This window comes from Pseudomonas sp. NPDC098747 (assembly GCF_044760045.1).
Lineage (GTDB): Bacteria > Pseudomonadota > Gammaproteobacteria > Pseudomonadales > Pseudomonadaceae > Aquipseudomonas.
This window is the reverse complement of sequence record NZ_JBIWAL010000004.1, coordinates 188,862-202,297: the sequence shown is the minus strand read 5'-3', so window position 1 is coordinate 202,297 and position 13,436 is coordinate 188,862. Positions and strand designations below refer to the sequence as shown.

At 59.4% G+C, this 13,436-nt stretch carries 16 protein-coding genes; 4 read left to right on the top strand and 12 right to left on the bottom strand.

Going from position 1 to position 13,436, the window contains the following annotated elements; genetic code table 11:
• Positions 1 to 32 precede the first annotated feature (32 nt).
• From ACIQVE_RS04205 to ACIQVE_RS04190, 4 genes are all read right to left on the bottom strand, one after another.
• Positions 33 to 1,106: a LacI family DNA-binding transcriptional regulator gene (locus ACIQVE_RS04205; RefSeq protein ID WP_402804853.1), complete on the bottom strand. Its 1,074-nt coding sequence runs from the start codon at positions 1,104 to 1,106 to the stop codon at positions 33 to 35.
• A gap of 163 nt (positions 1,107 to 1,269) precedes the next feature.
• Positions 1,270 to 1,911, bottom strand: coding sequence for a DUF1345 domain-containing protein (locus tag ACIQVE_RS04200; protein ID WP_402804851.1), 642 nt, complete (start codon positions 1,909 to 1,911; stop codon positions 1,270 to 1,272).
• 176 nt (positions 1,912 to 2,087) lie between these two features.
• Positions 2,088 to 5,186 (bottom strand): multidrug efflux RND transporter permease subunit, encoded by a 3,099-nt coding sequence (locus ACIQVE_RS04195; protein WP_402804849.1) that lies wholly within the window; start codon positions 5,184 to 5,186, stop codon positions 2,088 to 2,090.
• Between the two features lie 15 nt (positions 5,187 to 5,201).
• Positions 5,202 to 6,359 (bottom strand): efflux RND transporter periplasmic adaptor subunit, encoded by a 1,158-nt coding sequence (locus ACIQVE_RS04190; protein WP_402804847.1) that lies wholly within the window; start codon positions 6,357 to 6,359, stop codon positions 5,202 to 5,204.
• Positions 6,360 to 6,635: 276 nt separating this feature from the next.
• On the opposite strand from ACIQVE_RS04190, the gene ACIQVE_RS04185 reads away from it, so the two are divergent.
• Together ACIQVE_RS04185 and ACIQVE_RS04180 are read left to right on the top strand one after the other, a co-directional pair.
• On the top strand, positions 6,636 to 7,337 hold the full coding sequence (locus ACIQVE_RS04185) for a response regulator (protein ID WP_402804845.1): 702 nt from the start codon (positions 6,636 to 6,638) through the stop codon (positions 7,335 to 7,337).
• A 4-nt stretch (positions 7,338 to 7,341) separates the two neighbouring features.
• A complete protein-coding gene (locus tag ACIQVE_RS04180) occupies positions 7,342 to 8,643 on the top strand; it encodes an ATP-binding protein (RefSeq protein ID WP_402804843.1) in 1,302 nt (433 codons plus the stop codon).
• A 25-nt stretch (positions 8,644 to 8,668) separates the two neighbouring features.
• Here ACIQVE_RS04180 and pncA read toward each other — a convergent pair whose 3' ends face one another.
• From pncA to ACIQVE_RS04160, 4 genes are read right to left on the bottom strand one after another with little or no spacing between them, the layout of a single operon-like run.
• Complete coding sequence (gene pncA, locus ACIQVE_RS04175) at positions 8,669 to 9,295, bottom strand: bifunctional nicotinamidase/pyrazinamidase (RefSeq protein ID WP_402804841.1); 627 nt, start codon at positions 9,293 to 9,295, stop codon at positions 8,669 to 8,671.
• Between the two features lie 49 nt (positions 9,296 to 9,344).
• On the bottom strand, positions 9,345 to 10,103 hold the full coding sequence (locus tag ACIQVE_RS04170; protein WP_402804839.1) for an anti-sigma factor family protein: 759 nt from the start codon (positions 10,101 to 10,103) through the stop codon (positions 9,345 to 9,347).
• A complete protein-coding gene (locus ACIQVE_RS04165) occupies positions 10,103 to 10,597 on the bottom strand; it encodes an RNA polymerase sigma factor (RefSeq protein ID WP_402804909.1) in 495 nt (164 codons plus the stop codon). Before ACIQVE_RS04165 ends, ACIQVE_RS04170 begins: the two co-directional genes overlap by 1 nt.
• Positions 10,598 to 10,636: 39 nt before the next feature.
• On the bottom strand, positions 10,637 to 10,864 hold the full coding sequence (locus ACIQVE_RS04160; RefSeq protein WP_402804837.1) for a hypothetical protein: 228 nt from the start codon (positions 10,862 to 10,864) through the stop codon (positions 10,637 to 10,639).
• Positions 10,865 to 10,886: 22 nt separating this feature from the next.
• Between ACIQVE_RS04160 and ACIQVE_RS04155 the strand changes: the two genes are divergently transcribed.
• Positions 10,887 to 11,093 carry a hypothetical protein gene (locus ACIQVE_RS04155; RefSeq protein WP_402804836.1) on the top strand — a complete coding sequence of 69 codons (207 nt, stop codon included), beginning with the start codon at positions 10,887 to 10,889 and terminating at the stop codon, positions 11,091 to 11,093.
• A gap of 20 nt (positions 11,094 to 11,113) precedes the next feature.
• Here ACIQVE_RS04155 and ACIQVE_RS04150 read toward each other — a convergent pair whose 3' ends face one another.
• The 3 genes from ACIQVE_RS04150 to eco form a co-directional block, all read right to left on the bottom strand.
• Positions 11,114 to 11,449, bottom strand: a complete 336-nt coding sequence (locus ACIQVE_RS04150; protein ID WP_402804835.1) for a DUF2834 domain-containing protein — start codon at positions 11,447 to 11,449, stop codon at positions 11,114 to 11,116.
• A gap of 92 nt (positions 11,450 to 11,541) precedes the next feature.
• Positions 11,542 to 11,847: an NIPSNAP family protein gene (locus ACIQVE_RS04145; protein WP_402804833.1), complete on the bottom strand. Its 306-nt coding sequence runs from the start codon at positions 11,845 to 11,847 to the stop codon at positions 11,542 to 11,544.
• Positions 11,848 to 11,868: 21 nt separating this feature from the next.
• Positions 11,869 to 12,354, bottom strand: coding sequence for a serine protease inhibitor ecotin (gene eco, locus ACIQVE_RS04140; protein WP_402804831.1), 486 nt, complete (start codon positions 12,352 to 12,354; stop codon positions 11,869 to 11,871).
• A 371-nt stretch (positions 12,355 to 12,725) separates the two neighbouring features.
• Here eco and ACIQVE_RS04135 point away from each other — a divergent pair, with 371 nt between their 5' ends.
• Complete coding sequence (locus ACIQVE_RS04135) at positions 12,726 to 13,001, top strand: DUF1652 domain-containing protein (protein ID WP_402804829.1); 276 nt, start codon at positions 12,726 to 12,728, stop codon at positions 12,999 to 13,001.
• Here the strand turns inward: ACIQVE_RS04135 and ACIQVE_RS04130 are convergent.
• On the bottom strand, positions 12,998 to 13,396 hold the full coding sequence (locus tag ACIQVE_RS04130) for a hypothetical protein (protein ID WP_402804827.1): 399 nt from the start codon (positions 13,394 to 13,396) through the stop codon (positions 12,998 to 13,000). The two genes, ACIQVE_RS04135 and ACIQVE_RS04130, sit on opposite strands and share 4 nt — an antisense overlap.
• Positions 13,397 to 13,436: the final 40 nt, after the last annotated feature.

Genomic DNA, 13,436 nt, shown 5'->3' with positions numbered 1-13,436 from the left:
TGGCAAGCCAGCTCCCACAAGGTACATGTCGCTCACAAAACCTGTGGGAGCTGGCTTGCCAGAGATGGGGCCCGATCGATCACTGCAAAACCACCGAGGGTGGAACCCCGTTCAACCAGCACCGGCGAAAAATCCACCACCCGCGCCGCCTCATCATCCCCACGCAACCGCCTGAGCAAACACTCAAAAGCCCGCGCACCAATCTCCTGCGTCGGCTGGGCAAGCGCAGTAATCCCGCTGCCAACCAGTGGATACCAATCCAGATCATCCAGGGCAATCAGCCCTACGTCCTCGAACAACCGCGAACCGATCTTGCGCAACGCATGAGTGGCGGCCAACGCCGCCACGCCATTGGCGCAAAACAGCGCTTTCGGGCCGACATCGGGTTTGTTTAAAAAGGTTTGAAGATGCTTCTGCAGATCGTCGCCGGTTTCCACCACCGCCCCGATCAATCCGGAGCGCTGCGTTATCTGCGACTGAAAACTGCTGACCCGTTCGATCCGCGAACTGGTGCCGTCATACGGCTCGGTTACCAGCAACACATCGCGATAGCCGCGTTGTTCAAGGTGGGCGATGGCCATTGCCACTGCCTGAGGGTTGTTCAGGCCCACCATGTCGCTGTCGAGCCCGTCGACCTTGCGATCCACCAGCACCAACGGCATCTCACGGTGGAGTTCGTGTAACTCGTCACGGTGATGGCCGAGTGTGTTCACGATCAGCCCTTCGATGTTGTACGAGCGCAAGAGCGCCAGATGCTGGCGCTCTTGCTCGTCATCACGGTCGGTGTTGCACACCACCAGGCTGTAACCATGCGCACGGCACGCGGTTTCCACCCCGTGCATCACGGCAATTGAGTAGGGGTTGCGGATATCCGCCACCAGCATGCCGATCAGGCGAGTGCGCCCGCGCTTGAGTCCGCGGGCCATTTGGTTTGGCCGATAGCCGAGTTCACTGATGGCTTGTTCGATGCGCGAAGCAATGGCATCGGAGAGCAGGGCGCGGTCGTCGCCGATGAAACGCGAGACGCTGGCTTTGGATACGCCAGCGCGCTCAGCGACATCGAGCATGGTGACGCGGCTGCGCTGGGCGGCGGAGAAGTCGTTCACGGTCTGAAACCTTATTATTGGATTTATCAGGTTCAGTCGCTGGTGTAGCGCTGAAACCGGTTTCAGGAAACACCAGAACCTAATCGGCCGTCAAGTGAAGGATCGTGTGATATCCGCCAGATACTGACGGGCGGCGCTCGGAATCAGCCAACCCATGCACGCATCAGCCGAACAAACCTGCGGCGATATTGATGGAAAATCCGAGAATCGCTGTGTTGAAAACGAACCCGATCAGCGACTGTGCGAGGACGATTTTGCGAATGTCTCGCGTGGCAACGCCGACATCTGCTGTCTGTACCGCTACGCCGATGGTGAACGAGAAGTACAGGAAGTCCCAGTAGTTGGGCGTGGTCAGCCCTTCGGCAAAACGCAGTGCCGGCTCCTTGCCGTCCCAGGTGTAAAACAGGCGGGCGTAGTGCACACAGAAAATCACCCCAATCAGTAGCCACGAACCGATCACCGTCAGGGCGGTGAAGCCGTAGTGCAGCAGTTTTTGAGTGGTGTCGAGATCCTTGATGCCGGCCAGTTCGAGAGTGATGGCGGCGAGGCTGGCCAGCGCGGCAATACACACCACAAACAACACCAGGCCGGCATTTTCATCTTCGACTTCGGCGATACGTTTGACGTCCGGCGCCTTGGAGCGCGCGGTCAGCCAGAACATCAGAATCAGGTAGGTCCATACGCCCGCGTTCCAGCCGATGAGGATTTTACTGACGATGGAATCAGCCGGGATCAAGAGACCGGCGGCGAGGCCGAACAGGGCCGCGGCGGAAAGGCGAGGGTGGGTGCGGGCTAGAAAGCGCATGTGGACTCGATGGGCCAGTGTGGTGTAGACACTCTAGCCCAGCGCTGCCTGCGGTGGCGACAGCGTGGAGTTTACGAAAGTACCTGTGGGAGCTGACTTGCCAGCGATAGCATCAGGACAGGCAACATCAATTTGTCCGTTGCGTCGCCATCGCTGGCAAGCCAACTCCCACAGGGTCAGGGACGTTTGCGGAAGCGTTGTACCATCTTCATTACCACGACGAAGAACACCGGAACGAAGATGACCGCCAATGTCGCTGTGATCATCCCGCCAATCACCCCGGTGCCGATGGCTTGCTGGCTTGCCGAACTGGCGCCGGTGGCAATCGCCAGGGGCACCACGCCGAGGATGAACGCCAGCGACGTCATCACGATCGGGCGCAGGCGCAAACGCGCGGCTTGCAGTGTGGCGTCGATCAGGTCATGACCTTCGTCGTACAGGCTCTTGGCAAACTCGATGATCAGAATCGCGTTCTTCGCCGACAGCCCGATGATGGTGATTAACCCGACCTTGAAGAACACGTCGTTGGGCATCCCGCGCAGCGTCACCGCCAGTACCGCGCCGAGCACACCTAGCGGCACAACCAGCAACACCGAGGTCGGAATCGACCAGCTCTCATACAGCGCCGCCAGACACAGGAACACGATCAGCAGCGACAGGCCGAGCAGAATCGGCGCCTGACTCCCGGATAACCGTTCCTGCAATGACAGGCCGGTCCATTCCTGTCCCAGCCCCGTCGGCCCCTGTGCGACAAGGCGTTCAATCTCGGCCATGGCCTCGCCGGTGCTGTGGCCGGGAGTCGGCTCGCCGGAAATCGCAATCGCCGGATAACCGTTGTAACGGGTCAGTTGCGCCGGCCCTTGAATCCAGTTGGCCTGGACGAATGCCGACAACGGAACCATTTTTCCGGCACTGTTGCGCACGTGCATTCTCAGCAAATCATCGACTTGACTGCGTTGATCGCCTTCAGCCTGCACCACCACGCGCTGCATACGTCCCTGATTGGGGAAATCATTGATATAGGCCGAGCCTACGGCCGTGGACAGCACGTTGCCGATGTCGGCGAACGATACCCCCAAGGCATTGGCTTGCTTGCGATCCACTTCGAGTTGCACTTGCGGCGCTTCGGCCAATGCGCTTTCACGCACGTTCATCAGCACCGGACTTTTCTGCGCGGCTGCCAGCAGTTCCGTGCGCGCTTGCATCAGCGTTGCATGGCCGAGGCCACCGCGATCCTGCAAGCGGAACTCGAAACCGCTCGACGTGCCGAGACCGTCCACGGGTGGCGGCAGAACCGAGAACGCCATGGCGTCCTTGATTTGACTCAGGGCGATGTTGGCGCGGTCGGCAATCGAACTGGCGGAATCATCACTGCCGCGCTGCGACCAATCCTTGAGTGTCGAGAACGCCAGTGCCGCGTTCTGTCCGCTGCCTGAGAAACTGAAACCGAGAATCACCACGCTGTCACTGATGCCGGGCTCGCCAGCGTTATGCGCCTCAAGCTGTTCGGCCACTTGCACCGTGCGGTTCTTGGTCGCGCCGGGCGGAAGCTGAATATCGGTGATGGTGTAACCCTGATCCTCGACCGGCAGGAACGAGGAGGGCAGACGCATGAAGCAAATCCCCAGACCCACCAGCAACACGCCGTAGATCAGCAGGTATCGCCCGGTGCGTTTCAACGCATAACCGACCCAGCCCTGATAACGCACGGTCAGTTGCTCGAAGCGGCGGTTGAACCAGCCGAAGAATCCGGATTTTTCGTGATGCTCGCCCTTGGCAATTGGCTTGAGCAGCGTTGCGCACAGCGCCGGCGTCAAGGTCAGGGCGAGGAACGCCGAGAACAGAATCGACGTCGCCATCGACAACGAGAACTGCTGATAGATGACCCCGACCGAACCCTGCATGAACGCCATCGGAATGAATACCGCGACCAGCACCAGGGTGATGCCGATGATGGCGCCGGTGATCTGCGTCATTGCCTTGCGCGTGGCCTCCTTGGGCGACAGGCCTTCGGTGGCCATGATCCGTTCGACGTTCTCCACCACGACAATGGCGTCGTCTACCAGAATGCCGATGGCCAGTACCATGCCGAACATGGTCAGCACGTTGATCGAGAAACCCAGCGCCAGCATGGTCGCGAACGTGCCCATCAGCGCCACCGGCACCACCAGTGTCGGGATCAGCGTGTAGCGCACGTTTTGCAGAAACAGGAACATCACCGCAAACACCAGCAGCATGGCTTCGCCGAGGGTGTAAACCACTTTGGTGATCGAGACTTTGACGAACGGGGAGGTGTCGTACGGGATCTTGTATTCCACGCCGGCGGGGAAGTAGCGCGCCAGCTCATCCATTTTCGCTCGTACCAGCGTTGCCGTACTCAGTGCGTTGGCCCCTGGCGACAATTGCACGCCGACAGCGGTGGACGGCTTGCCGTTGAGGCGTGTGCCGAACTGATAGTCCTGACTGCCGATCTCGACCCGCGCCACATCACCGATACGCACGGTGGAACCGTCCGGATTGGCCTTGAGCACGATGTCGGCGAACTCCTGCGGCGTCGACAACTGGCCTTTGACCAAAATTGTTGCAGTGATTTCCTGAGTTGAGGGGCCGGGCAAGTCACCGATGCTGCCCGCCGACACCTGGGCGTTCTGCGCGACGATGGCGGCGTTGACGTCGGCCGGTGTCAGGTTGAAACCGATGAGCTTCTGCGGGTCGATCCAGATACGCATGGCCCGCTCGGCACCGTACAGCTGAGCCTTGCCGACACCGTCCAGACGCTTGATTTCGTTCATCACGTTGCGCGCCAGATAATCACTGAGCGCAACGTCATCGAGCTTGCCGTCGCTGGACGTCAGGCTGATCAGCAAGAGGAAACCCGAGGAGACTTTCTCCACCTGCAAACCCTGTTGGTTCACGGCTTGCGGCAAGCGCGATTCGACCACTTTCAGGCGGTTTTGCACGTCAACCTGCGCCAGTTCCGGATTGGTGCCCGGCTGGAAAGTCGCCTTGATCGTGGCGCTGCCCAGGCTGCTTTGCGATTCGAAGTAGAGCAGGTGATCCGCGCCGTTAAGCTCTTCTTCGATCAGGCTGACCACGCTTTCATCGACGGTCTGCGCCGAGGCGCCGGGGTACACGGCGTAGATTTCGATCTGTGGCGGCGCGACGTCGGGGTACTGCGCCACCGGCAATTGCGGGATGGCAAGCGCACCGGCCAACAGGATGAACAAGGCGACCACCCAGGCAAATACGGGACGATCGATAAAGAACTGCGGCATATAAAAGCGTCCTGCTTACTGACCAGAGGTCTGGGCAAGTGGAAGAGGGGTGTCGTCAATTTGCACTTTGTCGCCGGGGCGTGCGTGTTGCAGGCCTTCGATAACGATGCGGTCGCCGGGCTTGAGGCCACCGGTGACGATCCAGCGATTGTCCTGCACCGCGCCCAGTTGCACCGGTTGCTCGGCTACACGCATTTGCTCATCGACGGTCAACACTTGCGCAATACCAGCGCTGTCACGCTGCACGGCGCGTTGCGGCACGGTGATGCCGTTCTGGATAGTTGCCTGTTGCAGGCGCACGCGAATGAAACTGCCGGGCAGCAGGTCGAGATCGGGATTGGGAAACTCGCTGCGCAGAATGATCTGGCCGGTGCCCGGGTCGACGGTGATGTCGCTGAACAGTAATTTGCCCGGCAACGGATACAGGCTGCCGTCATCCTGGATCAGCGTGGCTTCGACCTGATCCTGACCCACTTCCTGCAACTGTCCCGAGCGAAACGCCCGGCGCAGCTCGTTAAGCTCGCGGGTCGACTGGGTGAGGTCGGCGTAGATCGGATTGAGTTGCTGAATCAGCGCCAGTGGCGTGGTTTCGTTCTGCCCCACCAGCGCGCCTTCGGTGACCAGCGCGCGGCCGATACGCCCGGAAATCGGCGCGGTGACGGTGGCGTAACCCAAGTTCAATTTGGCCCGCTCTACCGCAGCCTTGTTGCCGGCGACATCGGCGGCCGTTTGCCGGGTATTGGCGCGAGCGTTGTCGTAATCCTGAGCGCTGATGGCTTTGTCGTCGATCAACTGGGCGTAGCGTTGTTCCTGCAACTTCGCCTGAAACGCATTGGCCTCGGCCTTGCGCAACGCGGCTTCGGCACTGTCCAGGTCAGCCTTGAACGGCGCCGGGTCGATGCGGAACAGCACGTCGCCTTTCTTCACGTCGCTGCCTTCGCGAAAGTTACGTTGCAGTACAACGCCGGGCACGCGGGCGCGGACTTCGGCAATGCGCGGAGCAGCGATCCGGCCGCTGAGTTCGCTGCTGATCGACAGTGGACGCGCTTGGATGGTCTCGATGCGCACGGTTGCTGGCGGTGCCTGCTCTTCGGCCTTCGAAGAAGAGTCACAGGCACTCAGCGTCAGCGCCATGGCGATCAGGCCGAGCCCGGCCAGCAGTTTGTTCGACATTTACCACCCCCAATATTGATGCCCGCATCCTACGGACAGTTGCCGAGAGTAGCGGTGAAGCTTTGTAGGCGCTGTGTGAAATTGTGTAAGGGTTTTACTCAGGGATGGGTGAGGGCGTATATCCTTAAGCTCTTGAATTCTTTTGTGACTGTTAATCCGCTTTCGCGAGCAAGCTCGCTCCCACATCGGTTTTGTGAACGGTGCAAAACCCATGTGGGAGCGAGCTTGCTCGCGAAGAGGACCTGACATCCTCCACAGCAATATCTGGAACACCCCATGCCCAACATCCTCTTGGTCGAAGACGACACCGCCCTCGCCGAACTGATTTCCAGCTACCTGGAACGCAACGGTTATTCCGTCTGCGTTATCGGCCGTGGCGACCATGTGCGTGAACGGGCGCGGGTCAATCCGCCGGATCTGGTCATCCTTGATCTGATGCTGCCGGGGCTCGACGGGCTGCAAGTCTGCCGTTTGCTGCGCGCCGATTCGGCGACGCTACCGATCCTGATGCTCACCGCCCGCGATGACAGCCACGACCAAGTGCTGGGCCTGGAAATGGGCGCCGACGACTATGTCACCAAACCCTGCGAGCCACGCGTGTTGCTGGCGCGGGTGCGAACCTTGTTACGGCGCAGCAGCCTCGGCGAGCCGCTGACGGTCAATGACCGCATCATCATGGGCAATCTGTGTATCGACCTGTCGGAACGCACTGTCACCTGGCGCGATCAGCCGGTTGAGTTGTCCAGCGGTGAATACAACTTGCTGGTGGTGCTGGCGCGACACGCCGGCGAAGTGCTCAGCCGCGATCAGATTCTGCAACGCCTGCGTGGCATAGAATTCAACGGCACCGATCGCTCGGTGGATGTAGCGATTTCCAAGTTGCGACGCAAGTTCGATGACCACGCCGGTGAGGCGCGCAAGATCAAGACCGTGTGGGGCAAGGGTTATCTGTTCAGCCGTTCCGAGTGGGAATGCTGAGCTGATGTTCCGCATCCTGTTCCGTCTGTATCTGGTGACGATTGTCTCGTACAGCGCAGCCATTTATCTGGTGCCAGACCTGGTGGTCATGGCCTTCCGGGATCGCTTTGTCACCTACAATCTGGATTATTCTCGCGGTCTGCAATCGCTGATCGCCAAGCAGTTCCGTGCGGTGCCGCAAGAACAATGGCCAGCGCTGGCGGCGTCGATGGACAAGGATTTCCAGCCGTTGCACATCGTGCTGGCGCGTATCGATGACGCTGAATTCACTGACATTGAACGTGAGCGAATGCGGCGCGGCGAGAACGTGGTGCGCATTGGCGACTGGGGCTGGCGCACCCTCGCAGTAGCGCCGCTGGACGACACCATGGCAGTGCAAATGATCGTGCCGCCGGATCCGATGGACGTCGATCTGCTGTACTGGAGCATCAACGTTTTGATCGGCGCAACGCTGCTCGCCTGCCTTTTGATGTGGTTGCGCCCGCACTGGCGCGATCTGGAACGCCTCAAAGGCACCGCCGAACGCTTCGGTAAAGGCCATTTGAGCGAACGAACGAAAATCGCCCCGAGTTCGAACATCGGTAGCCTGGCGGTGGTGTTCGACACCATGGCCGGCGACATCGAGAACCTGCTCAACCAGCAACGCGACCTGCTCAACGCGGTGTCCCACGAATTGCGCACGCCGTTGACGCGCCTGGATTTCGGCCTGGCACTGGCGCTGTCCGACGACTTGCCGCCCGCAAGCCGCGAACGCTTGCTGGGATTGGTCGCGCACATTCGTGAGCTGGATGAGTTGGTGCTGGAGTTGCTGTCTTACAGCCGATTGCAGAACCCGGCGCAGTTGCCGGAACAGGTCGAAGTGTCGCTGGATGAGTTCATCGACAGCATTCTGGGCAGCGTCGACGAAGAGCTGGAGTCGCCGGAAATCGTGATTGATGTACTGCTGCACGGTCAGCTCGAACGATTCTCCCTTGATCCACGACTGACCGCCCGGGCGATCCAGAACCTGCTGCGCAACGCCATGCGTTACTGCGAAAAACGTATCCAGATCGGCGTGCAAGTCAATGCCGACGGTTGCGAGATCTGGGTGGATGACGACGGTATCGGTATTCCGGACGATGAGCGCGAACGGATTTTCGAGCCGTTCTATCGACTGGATCGCAGCCGGGATCGGGCCACGGGTGGTTTTGGGCTGGGGCTGGCGATCAGTCGGCGTGCCTTGGAAGCTCAAGGCGGGACGTTGACGGTCGAGTCTTCGCCGTTGGGCGGGGCGCGATTCCGCTTGTGGTTGCCAACCACTGCCTGAAACCAAAACACCTGTGGAGCTGCGTTCAGGTGAGCTCGGTGGATTGGATAAGTCCGACGCCGGCGCCTTGCATTCGGTCCATCGCCGCCGCCAGCGAGCCATCCATATCTATGGCCCGGCAGGCATCCAGCACCACAAACGCATTGAACCCCGCCGCCCGCGCGTCCAGCGCCGAGTACATCACGCAGAAATCCAGCGCCAGACCGACCATGTAAACCGTGTCGATGCCGCGCTCTTTCAGATATCCCGAGAGCCCCGTGGTGGTGCGACGGTCGGCCTCCAGAAACGCCGAATAACTGTCGATGTCAGGATTGCAGCCCTTGCGAATGATCAATTGGGCGTGGGGCAGGTCAAGTTCCGGGTGGAATTCGGCGCCGAGTGTGGCTTGCACGCAATGGTCGGGCCAGAGGGTTTGCTCGCCGTAAGGCAGTTGAATGACATCGTAGGGTTGGCGGCCAGGGTGACTGGAAGCGAACGACGCATGACCGGTCGGGTGCCAGTCCTGAGCAATGACGACCTGTTTGAATTGGCGAGCGATACGGTTGATCAGCGGCACAATATGATCGCCTTCAGGCACCGGCAGTTGGCCGCCGGGAGTGAAGTCGTTTTGAACGTCGATCACCAGTAAAGCAGTACGAGACGAGATGGGCATCGGTGAATCCTCCTTGGAAAATCACTCACTGAGCATAGAGCAGTCAGGGTCATGCACTTAAGCGGCTTTTCAACATTTTTGCCTTGTCTTCCAGTGCCGCTGGGGCGTCATGGCCGATCAGCATCCAGGCATGCTCGCGCTCGGTCCAATACACCACATTCATTTCATGCCGACGTTCATGTGCAAGCGGCCGGCTGCCGCTGTTTGAGCGGGTGATGCACAGCGCTAATGGCCCGTGCCTGGCATCCAGATAAACGATCTGCGCAATCGGTACGCCGTCATATTCGAGCATCTGCGCGCGCTTGAATTCGGCGCCCGGCAGTTTCAACGCGGCAGGCGAAAGACTCAGGCCAATTCGCGCATTGACCGTGCGAATCTGCGCGCGTTGTGTGGCTTCGTCGGCAGGCAAGTGATCGAGGGTCTGCGGCCCATACAGCGCCATATAGTCGCCCACCAAACCGCGCCATTCATGCGTTTGCTGCGCCTGCCAGCCGAGAAACAAGCGGTCGGCGAGTACCCCGCCGGCCACCAACGTTGCGGCGGCAGCACCGATAAACCAGCGCCGACTCAGTCCCGGGTTTTCTGGCGAAGGTATGGCCTCCAGTCGTGCTTGCAGGCGATCCAGCGGTGCCTGTTGCGCCAGTTCATCGTAGGCGTTTCTGTACGGCAGGCTGCTACGGTTCAGCCACTGCACGCGCAGGTTCAGCAGCGGATCGTCGGCGATGGCCGCGTCGAGTTGGCGGCGATAATCCTCGGCGAGTTCGTCGTCCAGATACGACACCAGTTGCTCATCCGAAGGTGTGTTCATCAACGATCTCCTTCGGTGCTTTTCGGTACCGCTTGCAGCGGCGGGTATTCAGCGAGTTTCAGGCGGGCGGTGGTCAGGCGACTCCTGACCGTACCGATCGGCACTTGCAGAATCTCGGCGACTTCGTGATACGAAAGGCCCTCGACATAGGCCAGATACAGCGTTTCGCGCTGAGTTTCGGGCAACGCATCGACCCGGCGGATCACCTGCGCCGCCATGACGTGCGTCTGCGCTGCGTACTCGCCATCGACCGTCAGTTGCCCATCGGTATCGACCTGTCCTGCACCCTGACGCACGGGGCGGGCGCGTACTTCGTTGAGCCAGATCGAATGCAGAATGCTTAGCAGCCAGCGATCCATGCGGGTGCCCGCGACGTATTGCGCAGAGCGCTCCAGCGCACGCACACACGTTGTCTGCACGAGATCCTCGGCCATATGCCGATTGCGCGACAGCAGCAGACCGTAGCGCCACAGTCGTGCCAAGTGCTGTCCCAGTTCTGCTCTGAATGCCTGATCGCTGATGATGGACTCCGTTTATGGGTGCTCAGGTGCTTGATGAATCGATGTCAGTACGTTGGCACTGGGCAAAAAGCCGCTGGTGAGCAGCACGCATTTCTGGGTCTTGCTGTCCCAGATCTGACATTTGGGGCACTCGGGCTTTTGCACGGGGTTCTTTTCATCGCCACTGGCCATGACCCAAGGGCTGGACAGGGCAGCGGCCAGTAGCCACGGGGCGGCGAACATAACGGAACGCATAGTCATGGGCAAGGCTCCACGAAGAGACATGTCTGTTTTTGAAAAGCACAGAGCGCAATTTTTTCGCATTACATTCACAGTGAGTGTTCAGGGCGCAGGTAAATTCAAGCGCTTTGCTCGTGAGCGTTCACCGTTGATCCAAAGCTTTGTCGCCCACCCCTACGGGGGGCACATCAAAAAAGTGGATATAACGCTGAAACCTGTGGGAGCGGGCTTGCCCGCGAAGGCAATCTGACGGGTACCCGATAATTCGGATCAGCTCACCTGAGCTAGATCCAACGCTTTCCTGCGCTCCCTCACCCCACGAACCACCAGATACAACAACGGCCCAACCGAAACAAAAACCGCCGTCAGCAACAAATAAGGCACCACCGACCAAACCGTCTGCCCACGCGAGCGGGCATCCCTGACCATCCAGACCCCGGCCAGCGCAGCCAGCAGATACAGATCAATCACCACCTGCGCGGTATCCGGCCGCGACATCAGGCTGATCCCGAAATCGATCAACGACTGTTCAGCCTGAAGCATCACTGCAACGGTATAGCCGGTAAATGCGAGCAAAGCCGTGAGGGGCAGGGCGATAGACATCATGCGTTCGTTCCTTGAAGTGATGAGCAGAATCGACAGCCTGCGCCACGTCGCCGAGCAGCGCCGCTGCATGCGGCGTACTGGCGTGATGGCGATCAGGGCAGCAACGGGCGCAGGAAGCTGCGTTCGTAGCTCACTATGAATTTCTTCTCGACCAGTGATTCCACCAGCGCTGTGCTCTCCGGGTCAGTCATCGCGATATGCCGGTAGCTTTCGTAATCCGCCAGTGACGGAAAACTGAACAGGCAATAGGCAATATTGCTGGCACCCTCGGACGGCAAAAAGTAGCCGTGATGAGTGCCTCCCAAGCGCTCGACAATGCCGAGCCAGGCTTTGGCGTAAGCCTCGAACTCGGTCAATTGGTACGGATCGATCACATATCTGACGTGGCAGGTAATCACCGATGACGCTCCTTGCTCAGGTCATTCCTGAATGGCAGTGCCGACTTTGTCCGAGGCGGACCAGATGCGATAACGCACTTCGACGCCCGACGGCGCGTAGACCACAACTGGCAGCTTGCTGTTGTAGCGCAACATGAAGCCGTCGCCGACGACAGGCACGAAAGCGCGTTTCTTCTGCGAGCCGGGTGGGCAGGCCATCTTAGTGCTCATCGGGCCGATGACTGTTTCCAGTCGGTAGAACGGGTAGCCCCAGCCTTCGAGGTTTTTCTCGTCCAGCATCCCGCCGAGGCGTTGAAGGTTGCAGTCCACTTCAAGGGTTTTGCCCGCGAGGATTTCGACTTGGAAATTCTGCTCCTTGTCCTGCTTGGGCAGGTGAATGACTTGGCGGGTGAAGCCGGTCTCCGCCTTGGGATATGGCGCGACGTCTTCCAGTTTAGCCGCGTGGGCGAGGGTGGACAGGCTGGCGATAATCAGCCCGGTGGTCGCGTTAGTGCGTAAAGAACCCATGAAAGCCTCCTTGCAGGTGTAGTGTGATTGAGCGCCATTCTTACCGTCACCGGCGCTGAATGCAAACCGCCGCCGACATGCAATTTGCAGTGCCTCGATAGGCGATTCATGCAATTTGCAACTGGCTTAATGCTGGCTCAGTCGCCAAGTGCTTGATTTCGCGAGGGTCAAAATGATCCGATGAGAGGCATGCTTTATGCGTCTATTTGGTGCAGCGTACCGGGTTCGGGCGCCTACACTCCAAGAGGCATTTCGCCGTAACACCGTTTGCTACATCCAGGGAATCAGCGGGGACACACTCGTGCAGGGGTAGCAAAAACGGTCAACGTGAAGAGTTGATTGGCAGTTTCATCAATAAGGAGAGGTTCACCATGTTTCTTTCTGCCTTGGAACTACGCAACATCATTGAAAGCAGCTTTCTGCCTAAACGTTGCCAATGCACGCTGTCGCCAGACCTGTCGATGACCGTCAAGGTTTTCGGCGATCACAAGACTGACCAAGTTGATCTGTTCGTGAGTGACATCGATGCCAGCCACCTCAATGGCTGTCGTGAAATCAATGAACTGATCGCCGGGCTGCGTTTGGATCTTGCGCGAAAAACGTCGCCGCATCATTACAGTCCACGATCCAGAGCCAGAGCCATTTAACGCACCGTTTCGCCCAGTTCGACCGTCACGCGCCGGGCCTGCACAAACCCAAGGCCCAGCGCGAACTCGACCAGCACCGCGAGCAAAATCCCGGGGCCGGCATGGCCGTTCAGCCATTCAGCAAAACCCAGTACTGCCAAACCAAAACACCCAACGATAAACCCGTTGCTCAGCGCATTGCGCCCCAGCGACGGCGGTGCCGTGCGCACCAGATAAAACATCACCCCCAACGCTGCGAACAACACCGCACTGCGCCGCGCGACAAAACCCGCGACCTCGGAATACTCAATACTCCAGATTGCCAACAACACATCCCGCAAAACCCCCCAGACCACTGCCAGCAGAAAACACAGCACAGAAGTGATGCCCGACAACGTGCGAAACGACAACTGCATGGCTAATCCTTGCTGCAGTGAGAAGGGTCCCGAGCATAAC